This window comes from Streptomyces sp. RKAG290 (assembly GCF_023701695.1).
Taxonomy (GTDB): domain Bacteria; phylum Actinomycetota; class Actinomycetes; order Streptomycetales; family Streptomycetaceae; genus Streptomyces.
In genome coordinates this window covers 884,935-911,776 of record NZ_JAJOZC010000001.1, presented here as the reverse complement: position 1 = coordinate 911,776, position 26,842 = coordinate 884,935, and the positions used below count along the sequence as shown (strand labels likewise).

Below are 26,842 nucleotides of genomic sequence, written 5' to 3'. Positions count from 1 at the left end.
CGGGTCAGGCAGGCAGGCCCCAGCTCGGTGCGGGTTCGGACGCGGCGACCGGGCGGATGGTCAGGTCCGGGCGGTCGCCCGCCGCGGTGATCAGTGCCGAGTCGCCCTTGCGGAGCGCGATGCGGACCGTCCCGTCGGCCGTCTCCTGGTGGTCCAGGGGGCGTCCGTGCCGGTCGCGTACCTCGATGTCGCCCCCGATGCCGTGCCGCACGACGCAGGGCGCGCCCGCCTCACTGGTGACGCGCACCCAGCGGGTCCGGCCCCCTTCCCGGACCGCGCTGAGCAGGAAGGCGCCCTGGGTGCGGAAGTCGTGGACGGTCAGGTCCTGCCAGGCGGCGGGCAGTGCGGGGAAGACCCTGATCGTGTCGCCCCAGGACTGGCAGACCATGTCGTGCATCGACTGGGCCGCCGACAGCGGGGTCTCGATGACCGGGCCGGACTCCTTGTACATCGTGTTGGCCTGGATGAACCGGCTCATCAGCTGCCCCAGGTACCGCAGCGCGTCCTCGCCCTTGCCGAGCAGCGCGGACATCGAGGCGGCTCCGGTGAAGGTGTAGCCCTGCAGGGCGCCCTCGAAGCCGACCCAGTGGGCGAGGGACTTCTCGATCAGCGCGCGGTCCGCTTCGGTGGAGCCGTTGACCTCGTACAGCGGGTAGACGGCGAGCATGTGCGAGTAGTGGCGGTGGGACATCGCGAACGGCACCCCGGCGCCGATCATGTAGCCGTTCTCGTCGACCGGGTACGGGGTGAGCCTGGCCAGGACCTCCTCCCAGCGGGCGGTCAGCGGGTCGCGGACCCCCAGCTCACGGGCCGAGTCGAGCAGGGTGCGGCAGCCCCAGCGCAGCAGCATCAGGTCGTAGTTGCAGTCGGGGGCGTTGACGCCGTACTCCGGGGAGAAGGTCGCCGGCAGGTGCAGCCTGCCGTCCGCGCCCGGGGTGAGGAAGTGCAGGTAGTAGTTGACGGCCTTGCGCAGCAGCGGGAAGAGGGTGTCCCGCAGGATCGACCGGTCCATGGTGTGGCGGTAGGAGAGCCAGACGTTGTGCAGCGCCCAGGTCAGGTTGCCGACCTCGGGGGTGGGCGGGTCCTGGCCGGGGATACCGACCCCGTAACCGCCGTCGGCGACCGCGGCGCCGTTGACCAGCTGCGGGTCGGTGGTCCGTGGGATGCCCGCCGAGTCCGCCCGGTAGGGGGCGGCGACCTCACGGGAGAGCTGGTCGCGGAACTCGCTGAGGGCCCGGGTGACGGCGTCGAGCTCCAGGTGGTTGGAGCCGTGGATCAGCCAGTACTCCAGCTGGACGTTGAGGTTCCACCAGGTGTTGGGCCACGGCGTGGGCTCCAGCCAGGGGCCCGAGGTGGCCATCACGGGCGCGTCCCTGCGCGCGGCCGAGGCCGTCTTGTAGAGCTGGATCCAGTAGAACCGCTGCAGCCGGGCATCGGGCAGGGACAGGAAGCTCTTGCGGTAGAAGCGGTCCCACCAGGCGCGGTGCGGGGCGGACAGCGCGCTGTACGGGAGCGCCGAGGCGGCCGTGACCGCACGCAGCGCCCGGTCGCGGGCGGTGTTCTTCGGATGGGAGTGCGCGACGGTCACGTACAGGGTGCGGCTGCCGCCGCGCGTCCGGTCGCGCCAGGCGGTGACGTGCTGACCGCCGCCGAGGAGCGACTGCACCGCGGCTGTCGACCCGCCGTGCTCCTCCACGACGGCCGGGGGTGGCCGGTGTAGCCGTCGGGCAGCGGCTTGAAGGCAGCCCTGGGGCTGATCGCCTCCGCCGGGTGGAACACCCAGCGGAAGTCCTTCTCGCCGGCGCTCGGGGTCACCTCCACGGTCAGTACGTCGCCGGTGGAGTGCACGAAGGCGCGGAGCGTGAGGGTGCCCGCAGAGGTGGTGACGGTGCCCCGCAGTTCGGCGGTGCGCAGCCGCATCCGCCAGTCGACGCCCGTGATCGTGCCGGCCGGTTCCAGGGTGAAGTGGCCGATCGGCAGCCGGGCGAGGCCGAAGAGCGAGCCGTACTCCGGGCGGTGGTCCTGCACCTCGGAGTGCTGGACGTTGAACCGGACCGCCGTGGTCTCGGCGCCCGGCTCCGCGTAGATGCCGGAGCCGAGCCGGCCGTTGCCCAGGTACGGGCCCTCGTACCAGGTCCTCGGCATCTTCTGCCAGTGCAGGTCGGCGTCGTCGAGGACGGTGTTCCAGCTGTCCGCGGGGGCGCGCAGCGTGACCGGGGCGGCGGCCTCGGCGGGGAGCGCCGCGCCGCCCACCACCAAGGCTCCGCCGAGGGCGGTTCCGGTGGCGAGGACCCGTCTGCGGGAAGGCGCGGGCGACGGGGGACCGGTGAGCGGGGCCGAGGCGGGATCCGGTGCTGTGGGCAAGGCGTCTCCTGGCGACTCGTACGTATGCGGGCGCGGCAATTCATCCGAGCTATGTCCTCACGGAAGGTAGACTTGCGCCATCGGAGCGTCAATAGGGTGCGAGAGATCCGATGTGTTTCTGTCCATGTGATCGGGCTTCGCCTACCTGACGTCAGCCCCAGAGCACCGCGCCCAGCCACGCTCCCGTGACCAGCAGGCAGGCGAACAGTTCGACGAGTACGGAGTAGCCGGTGGCCCGCATCACCGAGCGGACCGAGGCCCAGCCCGCCCCCGGCTGCCCAGCCGCAGCCGCTCCGCGCCGTAGATGACGCCCACGTACCCGGCGATCGCGCCGACCACCGGGACGACGAAGAAGCCGACGATCCCGCCGATCCCGCCGAGCATCAGCGTCCTGCGTGGCGCCCCGGACTCGTGTGGGCGGCGGGGCGGCAGGAGCGGCTTCAGCGCCTGGTTCAGCAGCAGGAGTGCCGTGGCGCCGATCAGTACGGCCCAGGCGGCCGGAGTCATGTCCGTCAACGCCCACCACAGCACCGCGGCCCAGACGATCGCCTGGCCGGGCACGCCGGGCAGCAGCACCCCGATCAGGCCGAGCAGCATGACCAGCCCCACGGCGACGAGCTGCCACACACTCATCTGACCAGCCTGCCGGAACCCGGCCGGTCCCGCCCGTCGTCGATGCCCCGTGCAAGGGCCGTCCGCGCAGCTCAGGGGCGTACTGCGGGGCCGGGGGCCGGGTTCAGGCGCGCGGCTCGCGGGATACCCAGCCCCGTTCGTAGGCGTGCCAGCCCAGCTGCAGCCGGGTCGACACCCCGGTGAGCTCCATCAGGCCCTTGACCCGGCGCTGCACCGTCCGCAGGCCGAGCTCCAGCTGCTTCGCCACGCTGGCGTCGGTCAGCCCGGCCAGCAGCAGCGAGAGGATCTCCAGATCCGTCGGATCGGGCCCGGTCACGTCCTCCCGGGGCAGGCCGCTCTCGCCGAGCCGCAGCGGCATCGCCTCGCGCCACACCGCCTCGAAGAGGCCCATCAGCGACTCCAGCAACCCCGACGCGTGCACGACCAGGGCCGCGGGCTCCGCGCCGCGCCCGGTGAGCGGCACCATCGCCAGCGCGGCGTCGGCGACGACCAGTTTGGTCGGCACCCGGTCCACGACCCGGCACTGCTCGTGACGGCTCAGCGCCGCCGACAGCTCCAGAATCCCGGACGGCAGCGCGAGCACCTCGCGCTCGACCACCACCCGGAACGACACCCCGCGGATGGCGGCCCGCTCCTCGGACTGGTTGTCGAGACCGCTGACCGCGATCGGCTTCCCGGTCACCAGGGCGCACACCTCGCTGGTCGCGCCCAGCTGCAGCTGATGGAACCGGTGGGCCACCGCGCTCGCGCCGGTGACCACCTCGACCAGGTCGTGGACGGCCGGCTCGGCGGCGTCCGCCCGGTACTCCTCGGCCAGCAGCACCGCCGCCAGCTCCGCCTGCTCCAGCTCATGGCGCTGCTGCGTCAGCAGTGCCCCCAGCGCGACCCCGGGCGGCGCCGCCACCCACCGCCCCGTACGCGCCGACGACTGGGCGGCCAGGCCGTGCTGCTCCAGCCGCCGCAGCGCCCGTTCGGTGTCCGCCTCGGGAAGCGCGAGACGGTGCGCGAGATCGGACACCTCCGCAGCTCCCAGCGCCACGAGCGCCCGGTAGGCCGACTCCTGCCGCTCGTCGAGACCTATGGCTCCCAGCATCCTCGGACCCCTCCCCGGACGCAGTGCTTCCGCGTGATGTCGCGCTTGTCGGGCGACCGGCCGTGGCGGAAAGCGGCCACGGCGTAAACCCGCCGCGCACATCATCCCTGTACCACCCGCCGCTCTGCCAATGTGGCGCCACCGCAGCACCAACAACCTCCGGAACACGGTGCTTTGTGCTGCCTGTTCCGGTTTTACCTGGGGAGAGCGATGCGTCCGATATCGCGTACGGCACTGGGGGCGGCCACCGCCGCGGTCCTGGCCGTCACGGTGATCGCGCCGTCCGTGGCAGCGCCACAGGGCGACACGAGCACGAAGAGACCGCTGACCGGCAGCGCGGCGGCGGCCGCCAAGGGCGGCAAGCCGGTCACCGTGACCCTGGTCACCGGCGACAAGGTGCTGGTGAGCAAGGACAGTTCGGGGAACGCCTCGGCCACCGCACTGCCCCGCGAGGACGGCACCCTCCCCCTCGTGCAGACCCGCCGCTCGGGCAAGGACCTCTACGTCTACCCGGACACCGCGGTCGAGGCACTGGCCGCGGGCAAGGTCGACGAGGAACTCTTCAACGTCACCGGACTGATCCGCCAGGGGTACGACGACGCGCACGCGGACTCCGTACCGCTGATCGCCACCTACGCGGCGGATGCCGCCCGCTCCGCACCCGCCACCCCGCGTGGCGCCGAGCGCGGACTCGCGCTCCCGGTCATCGACGGTGTGGCACTCAAGGCGGACAAGGACAAGGCCGCAGGTTTCTGGGCGGACGTCACCGGCAACCGCTCGCGCGCCGCCGCCGGGATGAAGAAGCTCTGGCTGGACCGCAAGGTCGAGGCCAGCCTCGACAGGTCCACCAAGCAGATCCGCGCCGACCTCGCCTGGGCGGCCGGCTACGACGGCAAGGGCACCAAGGTCGCCGTTCTGGACACCGGCGCCGACGCCGAGCACCCCGACCTCAAGGGCCGGATCACCGAGTCGGAGAACTTCACCGACTCCGACACCACCGACGACCGCCAGGGCCACGGCACCCACACCCTCTCCACCGTCGGCGGCTCCGGAGCAGCGAGCGACGGCAAGAAGAAGGGCGTCGCCCCCGGCGCCGACCTGCTCGTCGGCAAGGTGCTCAACGACAGCGGCTCCGGCGACTCGTCCTGGATCATCGCGGGCATGCAGTGGGCCGTCGACCAGAAGGCCGACGTCGTCTCCATGAGCCTGGGCAGCGCCACGCCGACCGACTGCACCGACCCGATGAGCGTGGCCGCCGAGGAGTTCGGCAAGAGCAAGGACACCCTGTTCGTCATCGCGGCGGGCAACTCGGGTCCCACACTCAACACCGTCTCCTCGCCCGGGTGCGCGCCCAGCGTGCTGACCGTCGGCGCGGTCGACCGGGACGACTCCACCGCCCAGTTCTCCAGCCGCGGGCCCGCGATCGTCTCGCACACCCTCAAGCCCGAGATCGCCGCCCCGGGCGTCGACATCTCGGCCGCGGCCGCGGGCGGCCGCGGCGTCTACGCCTACCGGTCGATGTCCGGTACGTCGATGGCCACCCCGCATGTCGCAGGCGCCGCGGCCATCGTCAAGGAACGCCACCCCGACTGGACCGCACAGCAGGTCAAGGCGGCGCTCGTGTCGTCCGCGAAGAGCGACATACCCGGTGACGTACGCGAGACCGGCGGTGGCCGCCTCGACGTCAAGGCCGCCATCGACACGACCCTCACCGGCGCCCCCGCCGTCCAGGGCGGCACCTTCAACTGGCCGCAGGACAGGACCGACCGCACCACCGTCCAGGTCCCGTACACCAACACCGGCACCGAGCCGGTGAAGCTGTCGCTCAAGCTCCAGGGCGTCACGGGCAACGACGGTTCGGCCGTCGGGTCATCCGTCGCCGCACTCGGCGCGAAGAGCGTCACCGTGCCCGCAGGGGCGACGGTCGAGGTCCCGCTGAAGCTCGACCCGGCCGCGCACCTCCAGGACAGCCAGTACGGCGACGTCACCGGCCGGGTCCTGGCCACCGGCCCCGGCGGGGTCAAGGTCTCCACCCCGTTCTCGCTGTACGTCGGCGCCGAGACCGTCACCCTGCGCGTCAAGCTGATCGACGCCAACGGCAGGCCCGCTGACGGCTCGTCGTCCCTCGACGTCATCGGCACCGACACCGCGAGCGGCGAGCGCCGGTTCAACGACGGCTCGGCCGACCAGGTGTACCAGGTGCGCCCCGGCGCCTACTTCGTCTCCAGCTTCATCACCTCGGCCGACCCCGAGGACGCCACCGGACAGCTGGCGAAGTCCGTCGGCTACCTCGCCAGGCCGCAGCTGAACGTCACCAAGGACACCACCCTGGTGCTGGACGCCCGCAAGGCGCACCGGATCAAGCTGAAGACCGAGGACCGGACCACCGAGACCCGCAGCGCGACCCTCGCCTTCGGCCGCAGCTGGGACGACGTCTGGCTGCACGCCGGCTCCCTCACCGGCGGCAGCATCGTCAAGGACTACCTGGTCGACATCCAGGGCAGGGCCCGGGACGGCGACTTCGAGTTCGACAGCTTCTGGCGCGCGTACGCCCCGCAGATCGACAAGCTCGCGGTCGTCGGCGGCGCCACCCTCCACCCCGTCGCCGCGTCCAACGGTTCCGTCAATCTCGACGGGACGGGGCAGGCCGGGCTCGTCGACGCCGGCGCAGGCACCCCCGCGGAGCTGAAGTCCGCAGACGTCGCGGGCAAGATCGCGCTGGTCCGGATCGCGGACGGCACGTCCATGGCAGTCCAGGCACGCGACGCCCGGGCAGCGGGCGCCGTGGCGATCATCGCGCACCGCCCGTCCGCCGGCCCCTGGCAGCCGTCCGTCGGCTACGGTTCGGCCCCCTGCCCTCCCTCGGGATCCAGGCCCACGAGGCGGCCGCGCTGACCGCGGCGCTCGCCACCGGGCCGGTGAAGCTGAGCTGGAAGGCCACCGCGGTCAGCCCGTTCGTCTACAACCTGGCGTTCCCCGAGACGGGCACCGTCACCTCGGACCGCACCTACAAGGTCAGGGACAAGGCACTCGCCACGACCACGTCCCGTTACGAGTCCATGGGCGTCAAGGCCGACTTCATGGACACGCTCCTGGTCGCCCGCCCCTACGGCACCACGTTCGGCATCGGCGGCTTCGACACGGTCGCCGCGCCCGGCACGCGCACCGAGTACTACTCGGCGGGTGACAGCACCTGGCAGCACGCGATCTCCTCCAGCTTCCCCTGGGGCGAGTTCATGATGGACAGGTTCCGCACCTACAAGGCGGGGGCGCACCGCACGGAGAACTGGTACCGGGGCGTCCTCGTCCCGTCCGCGCCCCGCGACGACCAGGGCAGGGAACAGCTCGCCGCCGAACGCCAGGACAACCTGATCGGCGTCGCCCCCGGCTTCTGGAGCGACAGCGAACACAGCGGTCTGCAGGGGTCCTTCGGGGACATGGGCAACATGCGGCTCAGCAGCGGGGGAGAGGTGCTCGGTGAATCCGGCTGGCCGTCCGGGGTGTTCACCGTCCCGGCCGAGGACGCCGCGTACGAACTCACCATGGAGACCATGAAGTCCGGGCAGCCCGCCGCCGTGTGGAAGCGGTCCACCGCCACCGAGACCACCTGGAAGTTCCGCTCGCACCGGGACGAGAGCGCGTACTCCCAGGGGATCCCGCTGCTCTTCCCAGGCTACGATCTGCCGTCGGACGGCATGAAGACCCTTGCGGCGAAGGACGGTCAGCGGATCGCGCTGAGCGTCACGGGCCACGCCGGCTACACGCCGGGCAAGCTCACGGCAGCCAAGGTCTCGTACTCGTACGACGGCGGCAAGACCTGGACCGCGGCCACCACCGCACAGCAGGACGGCCGTTGGACCGCGACCGTGAACCACGCGGACGCGGCCGGAAAGCCGGTCACCCTGCGCACCGAACTGACGGACGCCAACGGCAACTCCGTCGTCCAGACCGTGACCGACGCCTACGCAGTGCGCTGACGCCGCTCACACCGACCGGTCCGCCGGGCGTCCTTCCCGTGGGGGGTGGGGCCGCCCGGCGGACCTTTTTCCCGGCGGGCCCAGGGCCTCTCGTTGGGATCATGCCGGGCTCGCGCGCGCCGGCGCCGCACCTCGCGGCGTCGTCGTCAGTCGCCGACGCTCCGCGTCGACTCCCTCCTCCGCCTTGCGAGGCACAGCAGCAGACCCCGCTCCCTGATCCGGCCTGACCCGAACGAGAGGCCCCAGGTCACTTTTTCCGGATGACCCGTTTTCGCGCGGCCCCCGCGGTAACCAATATGGGCATGAGTCAGCAGGGGGAGAGGCCCGCCGCCCACGAGGACGACTGGTGGCGCAGGCTGTACGACGAATCCGTCCCGGACACCGGGGCGAGCCAGGCGGCCGACAGTCTCGACGACCGCTTCGACTCGGTGTCGGGTGCCGTGGGGCCCGGTGGCCGAGAGCCTTACGAGGCCGCCGCGTCGGTGCCGGAGCCACGGGTGGCGCCGCCGGAGTCCGGCCGGTCGGCACAGGCCCCGCCGGTTCCCACCCCGTCAGTTCCCCCACCGCCGCCATCGCCTTCATCTTCATGGCCGTCACCGCCCCAGGAACCCGTACGCGCTCCCTGGGAGGCCCCGTCCGGGCCGCCCGCTCCCTGGGAGGCCCCGGCGGGCCCGCCAGGACCCCGCACCTTCGCGGCCCCGCCGCCCGCACCGGTCCCACCGCCCGCACCGGCCCCGGCCCCGGAGGCGGCGGTAGCTCCGGTCCCACCGCCCGCCCCTGCGTCCGCCCCCGCCCCGCCCCTGGCCCTGCCCCGTCAGCTCCACCACTCCCGCCGCCGCCCGCCGATCCGCGCGTCGCCCGAAGCAGGGCGCCGGGCCAGGACGCGCAGGAGCCGTCCGCCGCGGAGGCGCCGTCCTCCGTGTCCCGGCCGCCCGCCGCGCCGCCGCCCTCCGCACCGCCCGTCCCCGCGCCGCCGAGGCGGCCGGCTGTCGAGCGGACGGCCGATGAGCAGAGCACCGGCGAGCGGCCCGACGCACAGATCCCGGCCGCACCGGCCCCCGCCCCGACGGGGCCCCGCCCGGCCGTCGCCCACGTCGGCGCCAGGCCGCCCACGTACGACGCCGAGCCCACCGCGCTGCCCGCCGCCGACCCGCGCGAGATCCACGCCGTCGTCTCCGACACCGTGCTCGACGGCGCCGGCTACGGGACGTACACCCTGCGAGCCGCGTCCGTGCGGGGCGACTCCGCCCGGTTCCGGGGCGAGCCCCGGCGCGACGCGCTGCTCACCGTGCGCTTCGGCACGGCCGAGAGCGCCGTCGTCCTGGTCGCCGTGGCCGGCGGGGCGCGCGCCACCGAGGGCGTGCACCCCGCGGCTGCCGCCGACGCGTGCCGCTGGATCGCCGAAGCCGTCGGGCGCAGCCATGCCCGGCTCTCCGAGGACATAAGGGCGGGCCGTCGAGGCGACCTCAAGTCCGGCCTGCACCGGCTCGCCGACCGCAGTTACGGCAGGCTGCGCGCCCGCGCCGCCGAACTCGGACTGGAACCGGACCAGTACACGTCCGGCCTGCGCTGCCTCCTGCTGCCCGCCGATCCCGACTGCCGCACCCGGGTCTTCTTCGGGGTCGGCGGCGGCGGGCTCTTCCGGCTGCGGGACGGCAGCTGGCAGGACCTCGAACCGGCGCTCCCGCACTCCGGCGACCTCACCGGAGAGGGCGTGGTCGGTTACGGCTCCGCGTCACCCGAGAGCGGGCCCGACGGCGACCGGCTGACCATGGACCTGGCGATCACCACGGCCCCGCCGCCGTACATCGAGAAACCCGTCCCGCCTCCCGCCGAGCCGTTCCGCTTCCGTGCGTCGGTCGCCCGGCCGGGCGACACCCTGCTGCTGTGCAGCACCGGCCTCGCCGAGCCGCTGCGGGGCGAGCCGGCACTGGCCGACGAGCTCGCCGAGCGCTGGTCCCCAGACCTGGCACCGGGCCTGGGGGCGTTCCTCGCGGACAGCCAGCTCAGGGTGAAGGGGTACGCCGACGACCGGACGGCGGTCGGCGTCTGGGAGGCGTAACCGCGCCCGCCATGGGTTGATGGATTCCGGATACCCGTCGTTCCGGAGCTCGCGAGCCCCGGAACGACGGACCGCCGTCAGCGGAACGTGCACGGAGCACGGGCAGAGGGAGTGCGCACCCATGGCCAAGCAGAACGTGTCGGAGCAGTTCGTCGACATCCTCGCCCGGGCGGGCGTCAAACGCCTGTACGGCGTCGTCGGCGACAGCCTCAATCCGGTCGTCGACGCCATCCGCCGCAACGCCGACATCGAGTGGATCCAGGTCAGGCACGAGGAGACGGCCGCGTTCGCCGCCGGTGCGGAGGCCCAGATCACCGGCACGCTGGCGGCCTGCGCCGGGTCGTGCGGCCCCGGCAATCTGCACCTCATCAACGGCCTCTACGACGCCCACCGCTCCATGGCCCCCGTGCTCGCGCTCGCCTCGCACATCCCGTCCGGCGAGATCGGCCTCGGCTACTTCCAGGAGACCCATCCGGAGCTGCTCTTCCAGGAGTGCAGCCACTACAACGAGATGATCTCCAACCCGCAGCAGATGCCGCGGCTCCTGCAGACCGCCATCCAGCACGCGATCGGCCGGGGCGGCGTCAGCGTCGTCTCGATGCCCGGTGACATCGCCTCGCAGCCCGCCCCGGACAAGTCCGTCGAGCACGCCATGGTCACCTCGCGGCCCACCGTGCGGCCGGGCGACGACGAGATCGACAAGCTCTGCCGGATGGTCGACGAGGCCAAACGGGTGACCCTGTTCTGCGGCAGCGGCACCGCGGGCGCGCACGCGGAGGTCATGGAGTTCGCCGAGCGGGTGAAGGCACCCGTGGGGCACGCACTGCGCGGCAAGGAATGGATCCAGTACGACAATCCGTACGACGTCGGCATGAGTGGCCTGCTGGGCTACGGCGCCGCCTACGAGGCCACCAACGAGTGCGATCTGCTGATCCTGCTCGGCACGGACTTCCCGTACAACGCCTTCCTCCCCACCGATGTGAAGATCGTCCAGGTCGATGTCCGCCCGGAGCGCCTCGGCCGCCGCTCCAAGCTCGATCTGGCGGTCTGGGGCGATGTCCGCGAGACGCTCCGCTGTCTCACCCCGCGGGTGAAGGTGAAGACCGACCGCAAGTTCCTCGACCGGATGCTCAAGAAGCACGCCGACGCGCTGGAGGGCGTGATCAAGGCGTACACCCGCAAGGTCGAGAAGCACGTCCCGATCCATCCCGAGTACGTCGCCTCGGTGCTGGACGAACTCGCTGACGACGATGCGGTGTTCACGGTCGACACCGGGATGTGCAACGTATGGGCGGCCCGCTACCTGACGCCGAACGGCAAGCGCCGGGTGATCGGCTCGTTCAGCCACGGCTCGATGGCCAACGCGCTGCCGCAGGCCATCGGCGCGCAGTTCACCGACCGCAGCCGGCAGGTCGTCTCGATGTCCGGGGACGGCGGATTCACCATGCTGATGGGGGACTTCCTGACGCTGGTCCAGTACAACCTGCCGGTGAAGGTCGTGCTGTTCAACAACTCCGCGCTCGGCATGGTCGAACTGGAGATGCTCGTCGCGGGGCTGCCCTCGTTCGGGACGACCAACAAGAACCCGGACTTCGCCGCCATCGCGCGCGCCTCGGGCGCGTACGGGGTGCGGGTGGAGAAGCCCAAGGAGCTCGAAGGCGCCCTCAAGGACGCCTTCAAGCACAAGGGGCCGGCCCTCGTCGACGTCGTCACCGACCCCAACGCGCTGTCCATCCCGCCGAAGATCAGCGCGGACATGGTGACCGGCTTCGCGCTCTCCGCCAGCAAGATCGTGCTGGACGGCGGAGTGGGCCGGATGGTCCAGATGGCCCGCTCCAACCTGCGTAACGTGCCCCGCCCCTGAGGCGTTGCCCCCGGATCGCGCCGGGGCTCGCGGACTCCCTGCCCGCGAGGCCCGGCCCGATCCGGTGAACCTCTACGCGTCGACCTCGTACCTGCCGTACTCCAGGAAGTACCGCAGCTCCTCCGGTGTGCCGTCGATGACGTCCTCGGCCGCCGCTCGGAGCGCGCTGCTGATGTGAGGGTCCGCGAGGATGCGGGCGACGGCGACGCTGTCGTCCTCGGCCTGGGCGAGGCGGTAGCCGGTTTCGAGGAAGGTGCGCAGGTCTTCGGGGGTGCCGTGGTCGAGGAGGTCGTTGACCTCCTGGGTGACGCGTCTGCCGCTGTCGGGGTCGGCGAGGATGCGGGCGACGGCGACGCTGTCGTCCTCGGCCTGGGCGAGGCGGTAGCCGGTCTCCAGGAAGGTGCGCATGTCCTCCACCGTGCCGTCGAGGGCCTCGTTCGCCTCCCGGGTGACCCGCGTGCCGCTGTCCTCGTCCGCCAGAATGCGAAGGATCGCGATGCGGAGGTCGTCCTCGGACAAGTCGCCGGCCGGCGTGGCGGAGCCGGCCGTGCCCGTCGCCGACGTGGCGGTGGTGGACGAGGGGCCGGCGTGGGCGGCGAAGGCCGGGTTGGCCAGCAGGAGGGCCGGCGTCAGGGCGGTGGCCGCGACGGCCAGAGCGGCACGGGTCAGTCTCATACGGTGGGCCTGCCTTCGGAACGCAGTGATGGTCGGGGCACCGGTGGTGGCGCGCATCCCCCCGGTGCCGGAATCATCGCCCGTGGCGGCGCCTGCGATCACTGCCTGGTTCCGGCAGTTGTTGCACTTTTGACATTGCCGTGAGCATGCGTGGCACGGCTCCACCGTGCCGGGGCAGGCGAGCCCTTCGTGCGCCCGCCAGGGGTTGTGGGCCAGGCCGTCGGCCGGAGCTTGCGCCCCGGCGCGGGGTGTCCGCTCACGCCGGGGTCAGCCGCAGCGTCACGATCTGGAACGGCCGCAGCGCCAGGACGAGGCCGTGCTCGTCGGTCGCCGCGTCGTGCAGCGGCCGTTCCAGGAGGTCGGTGATCCGCGCCGCCACGACGGGGAACGAGACCCGGAGCGCCGCGTCTGCCCGGCCGCCCGCCGACTCGTACAGCCGGACGATCACCTCGCCGCTGCGGTCCTCGGCGAGCTTCACCGACTCCACGGTGACGGCCGGATGGCCGGTCTCCACCAGGGACGGCACCACCGGGGCGACCGCCGCGCGCAACGGCAGATTGAGTGCGAGACCCTCCCGTACCGCGTCGGTGATCTCCGCGCCGGGTGCCAGCGCGTACCGGAACCGGTGCGTGCCGAGGTCGGTCTCCGGGTCGGGGCTGTGCGGGGCGCGCAGCAGAGTCAGCCGTACGGTGGTGCCGAGGCCCGTCCCGTGCGGGGTCCTGGTCACCTCGTGCCCGTACGTCGAGTCGTTGAGCAGTGCGATCCCGTATCCCGGTTCGGCGACCCGTAGCCAGCGATGGGCGCAGATCTCGAAACGGGCCGCCTCCCAGCCGGTGTTGTCGTGCGTCGCGCGGTGGACGTGGCCGAACTGGATCTCGGCCGTGGACCGTTCGGCGTGCACGTCGAGCGGGAAAGCCGCCTTGAGGACCTTCTCCGACTCCTGCCAGTCCACCTCGGTCTCCACGTCGACCTGACGGCTTCCCGCGGCCAGCCGGATCTCCTGGACGATCCGGGACGCGCCGAACGCACGCACCACGCGCACGGCCGCACGGAGCGGCCCCTCCTCCACCACCTCGACCAGTTCCGCGTCGGTGAGGTCGGTGCGCGAGCGGCGGTAGTGGTGATCGATGTCCCAGGCGTCCCAGTTGTTCGGGTGGTCGGGGTGCAACTGGAGGAGGTTGGCCCGGTGGCCGGGGGCGAGTACCTCGCGGTCCGCCGTCAGGTCGCGGACGGAGCTGATCAGCCCGTCCCGGTCGACGACGACGCGCAGCCGCCCGTTGTCGAGGACGGTCCCTCCGTCCGCCGAGGCCACGGCCGAGACGCCCCGCTCCGGGAGCGCGGCGCCGTCCAGCAGCCCCGAGCCCAGCCCCGGCGACTCGGCGAGGACCGCCGTACGTCCCTCGCCGAGCGGCTGCACATGCGCCCCGGAAGGCAGCACCGCGCTCGCCTCGGCGTCCAGCTCGATCACCTGACTCCGCAGGTACGGGGAGGAGTTGAGCGCCACCAGACCTTGTGCCGTACCGAGTGCGGCCACCGCCTCCGCCACCAGGTCCGCCAGTTCCTCGCGCACCCGCTCGTAGGTGTCACGGGCCTCGCGGTGCACCCAGGCGATCGACGAGCCCGGCAGGATGTCGTGGAACTGGTGCAGCAGCACCGTCTTCCAGATCCGGTCCAGCGCCTCGTACGGATACCGGTACCCGGGCGCCCGCAGGGCCGCCGCGGTCGCCCACAACTCCGCCTCACGCAGCAGGTGTTCGCTGCGGCGGTTGCCCTGCTTGGTCTTCGCCTGGGTGGTGTACGTCGCCCGGTGCAGCTCCAGGTACAGCTCGCCCGACCAGACCGGCGCCTGAGCCCCGTACTCCTCCTCGGCCGCGGTGAAGAACGCCGACGGCTTCTCGATCTCGACCCGGGGCGAGCCCTCCAGGTCGGCGAGCCTGCGGGCCTTCTCCAGCATCTCGCGGGTCGGGCCACCGCCCCCGTCACCCCAGCCGAACGGCACGAGCGAGCGGGTGGCCCTGCCCTTGTCCCTGAAGTTCCGCTCCGCGTGGGCGAGTTCGGCGGCATGGAAGTGGGCGTTGTAGGTGTCGACGGGCGGGAAGTGGGTGAAGACCCTGGTGCCGTCGATGCCCTCCCACCAGAAGGTGTGGTGCGGCATCTTGTTCGTCTGGTTCCACGACAGCTTCTGGGTCAGGAACCACCGGATGCCGGCCAGCCGGGCCAGCTGCGGGAACGCGGCGGTGTAGCCGAAGGAGTCCGGCAGCCAGATCTCCTCGGTCTCCACCCCCAGCTCCTGCTCGAAGAACCGCTTCCCGTGCACGATCTGCCGGGCCAGCGCCTCACCGCCGGGCATGTTGGCGTCGGACTCCACCCACATCGAGCCGACGGGCTCCCACTGCCCGTCCGCCACCGCCCGCACGATCCGCTCCCAGATGTGCGGCTGGTGCTCCTTGACCCAGGCGTACTGCTGGGCCTGCGAGCAGGCGAAGACCAGCTCCGGGTAGTCCCGGGCGAGCGCGGTGACGTTGGCGAAGGTGCGCGAGGCCTTGCGCACCGTCTCCCGCAGCGGCCACAGCCACGCCGAATCGATGTGGGCGTGCCCCGCGGCCGAGATCCGGTGCGCACTCGCCGACGCCGGCCTGGACAGGGCCTCGGTCAGCTCGGCCCGTCCGGCCGCCGCGGTCCCGGCCACGTCGTGCAGATCCAGGGCGTCGAGCATCCGCTCCAGCGCCCGCAGGATCTCGTGCCGCCGCGACCGGTCGGCGGGCAGCTCCCGCATCAGCTCGGACAGCACCTCGATGTCCAGGACCAGGTGCCAGACCTCCTCGTCCAGCACGGCGAGGTCGGCGGACGCGAACCGGTAGAGCGGATCGTCGCCCGCCGTGAGCACGTCCCCGAGCGGCGTCGGCTCGAAGCCGTGTGCCAGCACCGCCGGGTTGGCCGCGGCCTCCAGGAGCAGGGAGACCGGCTCGCCGCCGGCGGCGGGTGCGCCGACGGTCAGATGGCGGTTGCGCGGGTGCACGCCCTTGAGCGGCACACCCTCGGGGTCGTACAGCATGCCCTCGGCCTGGAAGCCGGGCGCCTGGCCGGAGAAGCCCGGATCGACCACCACCTCGACCCGGCGGCCGGCCCACTCCTGCGGCACGGCTCCGTCGAGCCGGAACCAGCTGGTGGACCACGGACTGCCCCACGCGGTGCCGGGCTCGAACGGTTCGTACCGTGCGGCGAGTGCCTCCGCCACCGGCACCGGTTCGCCCGGCGCGTGCCAGACCGACAGTGTGAGCGGGGTGCGCGCCGCGTACTCGGCGGGGCGGATGAACTGGCGCAGGGCCCGCTCCAGCCGGCCCTCCACCAGTGTGCTGTCGTCGTGCATCCCTGCTCCTCGGGTCGGCGCCTGCGCGTGGTCAAGGGCTTGCTTTCCCCGGCGGTCCGGCTCCACCCCCACCGGCCGCCGATGAGGACCCGGGTGGCGCTGCGACGGGCGGGCCGGACCGCGGCCAGGACCCCGGCCGGGCCCCCGGGCGCTCAGCCGGGCATCGTCTCGATTCGTGCGCGGTTGAGCAGGTACGCCGGCAGGTACGGCTGGTCCTGGGCGAGGGGGAATCCGCGATCGAACGCCAGGCTCGCCATCGCCAGCGGTCCGAGCGCCACCCGGGCGCGCGGCGCCGTCGAGTCCCCCCAGTACTCGCCGTGCAGCTTGAGGGCTTCGCCGAGAGCCTCGGCGAAGGCGTCGTGCTCGCCGGTGATCAGGCGGTGGAAGAGTGCGACCGGCTGGTAGTCGATCCGGTTCACGAAGTCCGCCGGCGCGCGGGTCACGGCCTCCGGCGCGGAGGTACGCATGGTGGCGAGCAGCTTCTCCACGACGTCGTCCATGGGGCGCCCGGAGCGGTGGGTCTGCAGCGTGTCGATCCAGTGCAGGACGTAGGCGTCGGTGGAGTCGTCCCCGCGAAGCGCCTCCAGCGGCACCTGGCAGAGCAGGTCGACCAGGTCCTGCCGGCGGCACGCGACCGCGAGGTAGAAGGCGTCCAGCCAGGCGCGGGGGTCAGCGGGGGGTTCGGCGGGGACGGCGGGCAACTGCCGTACGAGGTCCTCACCCAGATGGCACTCCTGCGGCCGCGCACCGGTGAACAGCGCCGAGCCGAGCTGTACGGCGGTGGCCCACGCGTCCCAGGTGTCGATGTCCGCCACGTCGGGGTCGACGGCGCAGCGGGCGTGGCCGAGTGCGAGGGCCGACGCGAAGGCGGCGCCGAGTCCGGCCGGCTCCTCGGCGAGCCGGGCTATCGACGCCGCCGTGGCGTGCGTGAGTTCGCCGATGTCGGGAGCCTTGTCCGCGACGCGGCCGACGAGCCGTCCGGCGCGGCCGAGGCGGACCAGGCCCTTCATGATGCCGAGCAGTTCCGGCGGCGGCTGAAGGGAGAAGGTCCGGGTGTCCTCGTCGATGACCGTGAGCGATGTCAGGCCGCCCCGGTGCCACCAGTAGACCCGCGGGGACAGCGACCCCGGCCCGTCCTGGTGGGCGCCGAAGGCGTACGCGGCAAGGGCGTTGACGGCATCGGCGACGGACCCGTCGGTGATCGGGTGGTAGGCCAGCAGATGCCGGGTCGGCACGACGACGAGGGCGCCGGCGTCCGGCAGCGGCTCCCTGGTGAGCTGCCGGGCCAGTTCGGACAGGAACAGTGCCTTGCTCGCGACGAACGGCGAGTCGCCGTACACGGTGTGCAGCAACGCCCCGCCCTCGACGGGCACTTCCTCGTGCTGCACGGGCACGCGCATCAGGTTCGCGTACGCCGCCTGTCCCAGTGCGTCCGGCTCGGTGCGCCGCACGTCGGGATCGGTGAGGATCCTTACGGAGGTGGGCCCGTCGAGGGCGTACGCGAAGACCAGGCCCTCGGCCACCACGCGGGCGTAGCTCAGTGCGGCGGCGAGTTCCGGCGTCAGCGAATCGGTGGGCAGCAGCCTCGCGTGCACGCCGCGCAGGAGTTCCGCGGCGTCCTCGCCGCCCCGGCTCGCCTCCCGCAGACGGGCGAAGTGCGCCTCCACCAGGCCGGGCCAACTGTCCTGCGGCGCCCGGCGGCACGTCTGCGCGAGGTGGTGCAGCGGGTGGGTGTGACCGTCCTCGGCGTACGGGGCGGCGAGTGCCCGTAGGTGTGCCGCCTGGCCGGAGGTCAGCATCGGCAGGGCGGGGTCGGGGCTGCCCTGCAGGTCAAGGGTGTCGTCGTTGTTCACCGTTGCGACTCTACGATCCGGGTGCGCGGCGGCCTGATGGCGGGGCGTCCGGGTGCGGATCCGCGTCCGGACGTACGGGGCCTGACGGCCCGACGGGTCCGCGCCGCAGGTGGGGGACTGCGGCGCGGACCTTGCCGGGATGGATTCAGCAGCCGAAGTCGACGAGGTCGAAGGTCGCGTAGTGGTCGGCGGTGTAGTAGTCCTCCTGGCTCTCCTCGCCGGTGACGATCCGGCGTGCGCCGCGGGTCGGCGAGCCTGGGGTGATCACGGTGTACTCGTGGTAGTAGCCGGTGCTCTGGCCGGGCAGGACGCCTTCGCGGTTCTGGAAGACGACGCCGTCCTGGTCGTACGGGTAGGGGCCGCCCGCGTCGATGAGGTCGAGGGTGTCGTGGGCCTGGGAGGGGAGGGCGGAGTAGCAGATGCTGCCGACCGAGGCGGTGGCGGCGCTCGCGGTCGCCGTGACGGGGCCGCCGACGAAGAGGACGGACAGGAGGGCGGCGACGCCGCCGAGCGTGGTGATCCGTGGGGGGATTCGCATACCCACCATGATGACGCGCGTAGATGCGGTCCCGTCAACGCCAACTCAGGTGAATTTTTCGGAAGTTAACCGGAACAGCGGTAGGACGACATCCGGCGGCGCCGGATCCGCCCCCGACCCCGTGTTTCTCGGCCGGTGACGAATCGGTAAGCGTGACAGCCCGTGGGTAGGGGCATGCATTGCGTGAAGGAAGTACGAGGAGATGGGGGCGATTCACTGTGTGGGCGGGGGAGACGATGGAGCGTCAGGAACTGGGCCGGCTGCATCGCAGACTGGGCCGCGCCGATCTGGCGGCCATTGCCGAAGTGAGAGGCGCGGTGCGGGAATTACTGCGTTACCGGTGGCAGGAGGAGCCCGCGCAGGTGGCCGAGCTGCTGCTCAGCGAGCTGGTGACCAATGCGCTGGTCCATACGGATGACGGCGCGGTGGTCGCCGTGAGTGTGGCCCCGCAGAGACTGCGGGTGGAGGTGCGGGACTTTGTCCCCGGGATGCCCGTGTCGCACGTACCGAACGCCGACGACGGTACGCACGGCAGGGGTCTGGTCCTGGTGGAGAGTCTCGCGGACGCCTGGGGCGTGAGCCCGAAGGCGCTGGGCAAGATGGTCTGGTTCGAGCTGGACGGTGGGCGGCCCTGACGATCCTGTCGGATCGTCAGGGCCGCCCATCGGTTGCCATGTGACCTGCAGGCCGGCCCGTACGGGTCAGCCGAACTGTTGCTCCAGGTCCTTCAGCTTCTGCTCCAGCGAGTCGAGCCGGGGCAGGGCCTGGGTGTCGTCCTCGGCAGTGAGGTCGACCGCTCTCGGATCAGTCGTGCTCAGTTCCGAGTTGCTCTTGGAGTTCGAGCCGCTGACGGCTTGCAGGGATGGCCGGGGTCGCAGGGGCAGCTGACCCGGCTCGGATATGGCGGGCTCCGCGACGGACTGTGCGGAGCCCGTCGCGGCGGAGATGGCCTGGACGTCCACCTGGGCACTGCCCCGGCCGACGCGTCCCCAGGCCCGGTTCTGCCGGTTCAGGGCCTTGATCTGCGCCCTGTCCAGCTTTTCCTGGTCCTTCCTGCGGAGACGGTTCTGCTCGTTCTCCCTGCGGTCCTCCCGCACCTCGTCCACCGCTTCGTCCAGCGTGCGTACGCCTTCGAGCAGCATCAGCGACCAGGCGCCGAAGGTCTCCCGAGGGGCACGCAGCCACCGCACGATGCGGATCTGCGGCAGCGGGCGGGGCACCAGGCCCTGCTCGCGCAGCGCGGCCACCCGGGTCTGCTTCAGCGCCCGGTCGAAGAGCACCGCCGCCGAGAGCGACATCCCCGCGAAGAAGTGCGGAGCGCCCGCGTGGTCCAGACCGCGCGGTGCGTGCACCCAGTTGAACCAGGCGGCGGCACCGGCGAAGGTCCACACCAGCAGCCGCGAGCCCAGTGCCGCGTCGCCGTGGCTGGCCTCACGCACGGCCAGTACGGAGCAGAACATCGCTGCCCCGTCGAGGCCGAACGGGACCAGGTACTCCCAGCCGTCGGAGAGGCCGAGGTTTTGCCGGCCGAAGCCGACCAGTCCGTGGAAGGAGAGCGCGGCGGCGACCGCCGCGCAGCAGAACAGCAGAACGTACGAAGCGGTTGCGTAGAGCGCTTCCTTGCGCCTGCGCCGGTCCTCGCTGCGTTCCCAGGTGTCGTCGGCCGCGGATGCGGATGTGTCAGAGGCGCGCTTGCCGCGCGCGACCACTGCCCACGCCGCCATGACCCCCGCGAGCAGCACGGCGCCCGGAAGCAGCCAGTCAAGCGATATGTCGGTCAGTCTCATGCGCGGTCCCTTGCGTCGCGTAGGGCGTTTCGGGCGCAATCGTTGCGGAGATTCCCTCACGTCCAGGCGGTTTCGGGGCAAGAGAACGCCAATGGGGTGGCAGAGCCGTCGAATTACCGTGATCTGGTCGAATGCCCAGCAGTGGAAGGACAGTTGTGTTCGAATCACGTCACCCTTGCGGGCGGTGTGGATCAGGTGGTGGCTGTCAGCTTCCGCAGCCGGTCGGCATCGCAGGTACGCGGGCAGGTGACGCAGGTGTCCTCGGGCCGCAGCGTGTAGAACAGGCAGCAGCTCGCCCGGTCCCGGGTGGGCAGCGATTCGCCGTCGGGTCCGGTCAGCTCCCGGAAGCCCGCCGTGCCCACGTACGGCTTCGTGGTGCCCGGCAGCAGGGCCTCCAGCTCGGTCATCGCGCGCCGCTCCTCGCCCAGCAGGTGGGCGATGTACCAGAGGCCCTCGACGATCTCGTCCGTCGCCATGCCCCACAGGGCCCGCTTGCCGCGCCGCATCCGCGGACCGAAGCCGTCGAGCACCGGTCCGAGGTGCTCGGCCACGGACGCGAGCACCTCGGCGCGCAGTGCGGCCTCGTCGGCCACCACCCTGGCGCCCGGCAGCGCGGCCGCGGGATCGTCGGGCAGGCAGGCGAACTCCCTCACCCGGAGGGTCAGATGGCCCAGTGCCCGCTGGAAGGAGACGTCCTGAACCGGGATCCGCGGTACCCGCCGGTGCAGGAACCACGGCACCGTCACCAACAGGCAGGCCGGCCAGGCGTAGCGGTGGAGGCCGAAGCTGGCGACCACGTCGGGCCGGGCCTGCTGCCCGTAGTCCCGAAGCACCTGGGCGTTGTCCCAGGCGAGGAAGGTGTCCAGGGCGCCGCCGCCGGCCGCGAGCTCGTGCGCACCCACCCAGCCGACGCCGCCCGGGGCGGTCTCGCCGTCCGTGAGTACTTCGGCGCGCAGCCCGGGGAAGACCTCGGCCAGACGCGCGTAGGCGTCCGTCACGGCCGAGGCCGTCTCGGCGGGGAGCAGGGTGGGGAGGGTCATGCAGGGGACCACCGAATCGCGATCGTTTGCAGGTAAGCCTTACCTTACCCGACCGGATCGATGTTTGAACTGCGGCCTGCGCCGCCTATCGTGCACACGGGGCACGGCACGCGCGAGCCGGGCCCACGGAAGGCCGAGGAGGACCCATGGAGCAGGGCAGAGCGCGTGAGGAGGTGCGGCCGCCGTACGCGGCCGACGCCTCCGTGACCGCCCACTCGCCCGTCCGGGTGCCCGAACAGGCCCGCGGCGAGCACACCCACGGCGAGCCGCCCGCTCCCCGGGCCGTGGTGCAGCGGCACTCCGTGCGCGGCCAGATCCTGGACGCCCTGCGCGCCGCCCTCGTGGACGGTGAGCTGATTCCCGGGCAGGTCTACTCCGCCCCGGCGCTCGGCGCCCGCTTCGGGGTCTCCGCGACCCCCGTGCGTGAGGCGATGCAGCAGCTGGCCGGCGAGGGGGCCGTCGAGGTCGTGCCGAACCGCGGCTTCCGGGTCGCCGAGCGCGGCCCGCGCGAGCTGGCCGAGCTGGCCGAGGTGCGGGCGCTGATCGAGGTCCCCGTCATGCTGCGGCTCGCGCGCACCGTCCCGCCGGCCGGCTGGTGCGCCCTGCGCCCGCTGGCGGACGCCACCGTGGCCGCGGCGGCCGTCGGCGACCGGGCGAGTTACGCAGAGGCCGACCGGGCCTTCCACGGTGCGGTGCTCGCACTCTCCGGCAACGCCCAGCTGGTGGCGGTGGCCGACGAGCTGCACCGCCGCTCCCAGTGGCCGCTGCAGACCAACCCCGTCACCCGCCGCGCCGACCTGTTGGCGGACGCCGCCGAGCACACCGCGCTGCTGGACGCGCTGATCGCCCAGGACGTGCTGGTCGTGCAGTCACTCGTGCGGGAACACTTCACGGGCGCCGCGGGCTGACTTCCGCCCGCGCCACCCGCCCCCAGGACCTCCCCGGCACGCGGCGACGCGGGCCGGCGGTCCGGCCGTGGACCGCACCCGGCCGGAACGAAGGCGCCCCGGGCTTCAGGAGCACCGCACGCGGCCGCCGGGGGCGGCCACGCGGCCCTCAGTTCGCCTCGGCGGTCTGCGGCTGCGGCGGGTCGAGATGCGGGGCCAGCCAGGTCGGCACGCCCCCGAGCAGCCGGAAGAGCCTGCCCGCCTCGGCGCGCAGCCTGGTGGCCACCTCGGGCTCCGGTTCGGCGTCCGCCATGGCGATGAGCGCCGGGGCCGTACCGACCAGATAGCCCAGCTCCTCCCTTATCCGCAGGGACTCCGCGAAGCCGTGCCTGGCCTCCGCCAGCTCCCCCTCGCGCAGGGCGATCAGGGCGAGGTGGCGCCAGGTGGAGGAGAGCAGCAGCGCGTCGCCCTGAGCGGTGGCACCGGCATGGGCCCTGCGGTACGCGGCGCGGGCGGCCTGCGGCGAATCGGCGATGTTCTGGGCGATCAGGCCCCGCCGGAAGTCGAGCAGCGGGCGGCCCGGTGCTGCCGGGGCGAGCAGCGCCGCGGCCCGGCTCAGCGCCACCCGGGCCTCGTCGGCCCGGTCCCGTACTCCCAGCAGGGTCGAGGCGTACGCCAGGTAGCCGCGCTCGCAGGCGGCGGCCCCGCGCTCGGCGTCGTCGTGGGCCATGGCCTCCGCGATGCGCAGCGCGTCCTCGGCGTCGGTCCAGCCCTGCCCCGTGTACAGGCACCGTTCGGTCAGCAGGGCGGTCCGCTGCAGCGCCGCGGCCGGATCGGTGGCGGCGTCGTGTTCGAGCAGCGCCGCCGCATCCGTCCAACAGGCGCGCGAGCGCAACCGCCATACCGCTGTCTGGAGCGGCGGATCGTCATCTGCTGTCGTTCCGGAACCAGACATGGCGGTAGACGCCACATTGCCCTCCCCGAGCGCGCCATCGAGCTGGTGAGAGCGTCCGGCAGTCAGGGGCGGCGGCGGGGCCGGGCGCGCGCATCCGCAGCGCACCCGGCCCCGCTCCTCCACCCACCCCCGAACTGCAGGACGCTCCGAGTCTGGCCGCATCACAGCACGGAATGGCACGCCGGGCCAAGGGGTCGACGCAATGTCAGGTGAAAGTTTTCACAATCGGCCGGAGCGCCCGGGGCGGCGGTGGCCCCCGGGAGTCAGCTCATACGCAGGGCGAGGAAGAAATCGAGCTTGTCCTCCAGGCGCGAAAGATCACGCCCCGTCAACTGCTCGATTCGCCCGACCCGGTAGCGCAACGTGTTGACGTGCAGATGCAGCCGGGCCGCGCAGCGGGTCCATGAACCGTCGCAGTCCAGGAACGATTCCAGGGTCGGGATCAGCTCCGCGCGGTGGCGCCGGTCGTAGTCCCGCAGCGGGTCGAGCAGCCGTGCGGTGAACGCACGGCGCACGTCGTCCGGGACGAACGGCAGCAGCAGCACGTGCGAGGCCAGCTCGTGGTGGCCGGCCGCGCAGACCCGCCCCGGACGGGCCGCAGCCACCCGGCGGGCGTGCCGGGCCTCCTCCAGGGCGCCACGCAGCCCCTCGGGCGAGTGCACGGAGGCGCTGACACCCAGTGTCAGGCGGCCGTCGTCGGCGAGGCCCGCGGAGAGCGGGGCGCGCACCGCGGCCAGCAGGGCGTCCGCATGCAGCGCGGGATCCTCCTCGGCCTCCTTGCCGTCCACCGCCGCGTCGTCGTCCGGGTCCGGCAGCGGGGCCCCGACGGCGGGCAGCGGCACCAGCGCGATGGCCTCGTCGCCGGTGTGCGCGACCGCGATCCGGTCCGCGGAGTCGGGGCCGGTCACGGCCGGGTCGACCAGGATCTCCTCCAGCAGGGCCTGGGCGACCGGGCCGCCCGCGATGGCGGATCCGGTGCCGCCGGGCGTGCCCTCCGCGTCCCAGTCGACCCGGGCCACCACCACCTGCCAGTGCGGCGCGGTGCCGAGGCCGGGCAGCAGGACCGGGGCGGCCACCCGCAGCCTCGCCGCGATCTCGGCGGGCGCGGCGCCCGCCTGGACCAGCTCCAGGACCTCCTGGGCGAGCCTGCGGCGTACCGTGCGGGCCGCGTCGCGCCGGTCCCGTTCGACGGCGATCAGCTGGGTGACGCCCTGGAGCAGGTCGAGCCGGGCGGCGGGCCAGTCGCCCGCGTCGGCCTCGACGGCGAGCAGCCAGTCGGAGAGCACCGATTCGCGCACGTCGCGGGAGGCCGGTTCGGCACCCCGGGCGTTGTTGCGGATCGGGAAGAGCGAGTACGTCACCCCGCCGACCGCGACCCGGTGCGGGGCGCGCCGGCCGGAGCGGACCGCGGCCAGATGGAGGCCGGCCAGCTCCGCGCCGGTCGCCGCGGGCAGCGGCTCACCGGCGCCCGCGATCTGCCGGCCGGTGGGCGAGAGCACCCAGGCCTGCAGGTCGAGATCGGAGCCGAGCAGATCGAGCACCACTTCCGGGCCACCGCCCGCCGGGCCCGAGGTCATCAGCCTGCGGTGCCGGTCGACCACCGCGGCCAGGTCGCCCGCGCGCTCACCGGACACCTGGCGGACCACGTACTCGGTGATCATCGCGAAGGCGACGGTCTCGTGGACGGCGAAGAGCGGCAGCCGGTGCCGGCTGCACGCCTCGACCAGATCGGCCGGGATGTCGCCGAGCTCCGCCTCGCCCGCCGCGAGGCCGGCGACCCCGGCGGCCGACAGGATCCGGACAAACGGCTCCGAGTCCGTTGCGTCCCGGCGCCAGGCCAGGCCGGTGAGGACCAGCTCGCCGCCCGTGAGGTAGCGGCTGGGGTCCCGCAGGTCGGTGGTCATGACGCCGCGGACCGACCGGTCCAGCTCGTCGTCGCCGCCGAGCAGCCGCAGGCCCAGCGCGTCGGTTTCCAGCAGTGCGCGCAGCCGCATCTCGTCGCCGCCGATCTCTTTCGTTGGTGCGGGTGAAAACTGGGTATTGCGGTGGGGTCGCAGAGACCCGTCATTCGTTCGAATCTACAAGACATGGGCGAAGACCAGCCAACTCCTTCATGGTTTCGGTGACTGCACCAGGTGGAGCAGGGCTTGTGTACTGGGCCACACACCGCGTTAACAACACATGAACAACCACAGCCGGGGGTCGGTCGTCCGCAGCCCCAGCGAACGACCCGTTCGAGAGGAAGAGAGCCACTCATGCACTTCCTTCGCCCCGCCAGCTGGGACGAGGCGCTCGCCGCCAAGGCCGAGCACCCCACGGCTGTGCCCATCGCAGGCGGTACCGACGTGATGGTCGAGATCAATTTCGACCACCGCCGGCCCGAGTACCTCCTGGACCTGAACCGCATCGGTGAGCTGTCCGAGTGGGAGGTGGGCCAGGAGAGCGTACGGCTCGGCGCCTCGGTCCCGTACAGCGCCATCATGGAGCACCTGCGAGCGGAGCTGCCCGGTCTGGCGATCGCCTCGCACACCGTCGCCTCCCCGCAGATCCGCAACCGCGGCGGCGTCGGCGGCAACCTGGGCACCGCGTCGCCCGCCGGTGACGCCCATCCGGCGCTGCTCGCCGCGGGAGCGCAGGTGGAGGCGCAGTCCGTGCGCGGCACCCGGCTGATCCCCATCGACGACTTCTACACCGGCGTCAAGCGCAACGCCCTCGAACCGGACGAGCTGATCCGGGCCGTGCACATCGAGAAGGCCGACGGTCCGCAGCAGTTCTCCAAGGTCGGCACCCGCAACGCCATGGTCATCGCCGTCTGCGCCTTCGGTCTGGCCCTGCACCCCGCGACCCGCACGGTCCGCACCGGCATCGGATCCGCCGCTCCGACACCCGTACGGGCGAAGGACGCCGAAATCTTTCTGAACGCGGCACTGGAGGAGGGCGGGTTCTGGGACAGCCGGTCGGTCATCACGCCGTCCGTCGCCAAGCAGTTCGCCACGCTCGCCGCGGCCGCCTGCAACCCGATCGACGACGTGCGCGGCACCGCGAGCTATCGCAGGCACGCGGTCGGGATCATGGCCCGCCGGACGCTCGGCTGGACCTGGGAGTCGTACCGCGGCAACGGCCGCAGCACCGAAGGAGCTGCATGACCATGCGCGTCAATTTCACGGTCAACGGCCGCAGGCACGAGGCGGACGACGTCTGGGAGGGCGAGTCCCTCCTGTACGTCCTGCGTGAGCGGATGGGTCTGCCCGGTTCGAAGAACGCCTGCGAGCAGGGCGAGTGCGGTTCCTGCACGGTCCGCCTCGACGGGGTTCCGGTCTGCTCCTGCCTGGTCGCCGCCGGCCAGGTGGAGGGCCGCGAGGTCGTCACCGTCGAAGGTCTCGCCGACTTCGCCGCCCACCGCACCGAGGCCCACCCAGGCGCCGGCTGCCCCTCCGGCGCCTGCGGCACCGCGCTCGACCGGGCCCGGCGGTGGGAGGCCGAGCCGGCCGGCGAGGACACCCGGGACACCGGTGAGCTCTCGCCGATCCAGCAGGCCTTCATCGATGCCGGCGCCGTCCAGTGCGGCTTCTGCACCCCCGGCCTGCTGGTCACGGCCGACGAGCTGCTGGAGCGCACCCCGGAGCCGTCCGACGCGGACATCCGCGAGGCGCTCTCCGGCAACCTCTGCCGCTGCACCGGCTACGAGAAGATCCTCGACGCGGTCCGCCTCGCGGCCGCCCGGGCGCAAGGGACGGTGTAGAC

Annotated in this window: 15 protein-coding genes and 3 pseudogenes; 7 read left to right on the top strand and 11 right to left on the bottom strand. The window is 72.5% G+C overall.

The window, feature by feature from the left end:
• Positions 1-4: 4 nt before the first annotated feature.
• The 3 genes and pseudogenes from LNW71_RS03860 to LNW71_RS03850 form a co-directional block, all read right to left on the bottom strand.
• Positions 5-2,145, bottom strand: a pseudogene (locus tag LNW71_RS03860) (glycoside hydrolase family 95-like protein).
• Between the two features lie 370 nt (positions 2,146-2,515).
• Positions 2,516-2,997 (bottom strand): annotated as a pseudogene (locus LNW71_RS03855) (DUF456 domain-containing protein).
• A gap of 103 nt (positions 2,998-3,100) precedes the next feature.
• Entirely contained in the window at positions 3,101-4,090 is a 990-nt protein-coding gene (locus LNW71_RS03850; protein WP_250966928.1) for a helix-turn-helix domain-containing protein, read from the bottom strand.
• A gap of 210 nt (positions 4,091-4,300) precedes the next feature.
• On the opposite strand from LNW71_RS03850, the pseudogene LNW71_RS03845 reads away from it, so the two are divergent.
• From LNW71_RS03845 to LNW71_RS03835, 3 genes and pseudogenes are all read left to right on the top strand, one after another.
• A pseudogene (locus LNW71_RS03845) lies at positions 4,301-8,067 on the top strand (S8 family serine peptidase).
• A 919-nt stretch (positions 8,068-8,986) separates the two neighbouring features.
• Positions 8,987-10,129: a protein phosphatase 2C domain-containing protein gene (locus LNW71_RS03840; RefSeq protein ID WP_374119333.1), complete on the top strand. Its 1,143-nt coding sequence runs from the start codon at positions 8,987-8,989 to the stop codon at positions 10,127-10,129.
• Between the two features lie 121 nt (positions 10,130-10,250).
• Entirely contained in the window at positions 10,251-11,993 is a 1,743-nt protein-coding gene (locus LNW71_RS03835) for a pyruvate dehydrogenase (protein WP_250966927.1), read from the top strand.
• Positions 11,994-12,065: 72 nt separating this feature from the next.
• Here the strand turns inward: LNW71_RS03835 and LNW71_RS03830 are convergent, their stop codons facing one another.
• The 4 genes from LNW71_RS03830 to LNW71_RS03815 form a co-directional block, all read right to left on the bottom strand.
• Positions 12,066-12,668, bottom strand: a complete 603-nt coding sequence (locus LNW71_RS03830) for an ALF repeat-containing protein (protein ID WP_250966926.1) — start codon at positions 12,666-12,668, stop codon at positions 12,066-12,068.
• 256 nt (positions 12,669-12,924) lie between these two features.
• Complete coding sequence (locus LNW71_RS03825; RefSeq protein WP_250966925.1) at positions 12,925-16,038, bottom strand: glycoside hydrolase family 38 C-terminal domain-containing protein; 3,114 nt, start codon at positions 16,036-16,038, stop codon at positions 12,925-12,927.
• 152 nt (positions 16,039-16,190) lie between these two features.
• Positions 16,191-17,891, bottom strand: coding sequence for an immunity 49 family protein (locus LNW71_RS03820; RefSeq protein ID WP_250966924.1), 1,701 nt, complete (start codon positions 17,889-17,891; stop codon positions 16,191-16,193).
• Positions 17,892-18,036: 145 nt separating this feature from the next.
• Positions 18,037-18,429, bottom strand: coding sequence for a ribonuclease domain-containing protein (locus tag LNW71_RS03815; RefSeq protein ID WP_250966923.1), 393 nt, complete (start codon positions 18,427-18,429; stop codon positions 18,037-18,039).
• 272 nt (positions 18,430-18,701) lie between these two features.
• On the opposite strand from LNW71_RS03815, the gene LNW71_RS03810 reads away from it, so the two are divergent.
• Positions 18,702-19,064, top strand: coding sequence for an ATP-binding protein (locus tag LNW71_RS03810; RefSeq protein ID WP_374119506.1), 363 nt, complete (start codon positions 18,702-18,704; stop codon positions 19,062-19,064).
• Between the two features lie 66 nt (positions 19,065-19,130).
• Here the strand turns inward: LNW71_RS03810 and LNW71_RS03805 are convergent, their stop codons facing one another.
• Complete coding sequence (locus LNW71_RS03805; protein WP_250966921.1) at positions 19,131-20,216, bottom strand: DUF2637 domain-containing protein; 1,086 nt, start codon at positions 20,214-20,216, stop codon at positions 19,131-19,133.
• A gap of 191 nt (positions 20,217-20,407) precedes the next feature.
• Complete coding sequence (locus LNW71_RS03800; RefSeq protein WP_250966920.1) at positions 20,408-21,256, bottom strand: (2Fe-2S)-binding protein; 849 nt, start codon at positions 21,254-21,256, stop codon at positions 20,408-20,410.
• A gap of 146 nt (positions 21,257-21,402) precedes the next feature.
• On the opposite strand from LNW71_RS03800, the gene LNW71_RS03795 reads away from it, so the two are divergent.
• The gene (locus LNW71_RS03795; RefSeq protein ID WP_250966919.1) at positions 21,403-22,164 is read left to right on the top strand and encodes a GntR family transcriptional regulator; all 762 of its coding nucleotides are present in this window, start codon (positions 21,403-21,405) and stop codon (positions 22,162-22,164) included.
• A gap of 148 nt (positions 22,165-22,312) precedes the next feature.
• Here the strand turns inward: LNW71_RS03795 and LNW71_RS03790 are convergent, their stop codons facing one another.
• Together LNW71_RS03790 and LNW71_RS03785 are read right to left on the bottom strand one after the other, a co-directional pair.
• Positions 22,313-23,098, bottom strand: coding sequence for a hypothetical protein (locus LNW71_RS03790; RefSeq protein ID WP_250966918.1), 786 nt, complete (start codon positions 23,096-23,098; stop codon positions 22,313-22,315).
• Positions 23,099-23,361: 263 nt separating this feature from the next.
• Positions 23,362-25,092, bottom strand: coding sequence for a PucR family transcriptional regulator (locus tag LNW71_RS03785; RefSeq protein WP_250966917.1), 1,731 nt, complete (start codon positions 25,090-25,092; stop codon positions 23,362-23,364).
• Between the two features lie 261 nt (positions 25,093-25,353).
• On the opposite strand from LNW71_RS03785, the gene LNW71_RS03780 reads away from it, so the two are divergent.
• Positions 25,354-26,244 (top strand): xanthine dehydrogenase family protein subunit M, encoded by an 891-nt coding sequence (locus LNW71_RS03780; protein WP_250966916.1) that lies wholly within the window; start codon positions 25,354-25,356, stop codon positions 26,242-26,244.
• Positions 26,245-26,246: 2 nt separating this feature from the next.
• Positions 26,247-26,840, top strand: coding sequence for a (2Fe-2S)-binding protein (locus LNW71_RS03775; protein ID WP_250966915.1), 594 nt, complete (start codon positions 26,247-26,249; stop codon positions 26,838-26,840).
• The last annotated feature ends 2 nt before the right edge of the window (positions 26,841-26,842 follow it).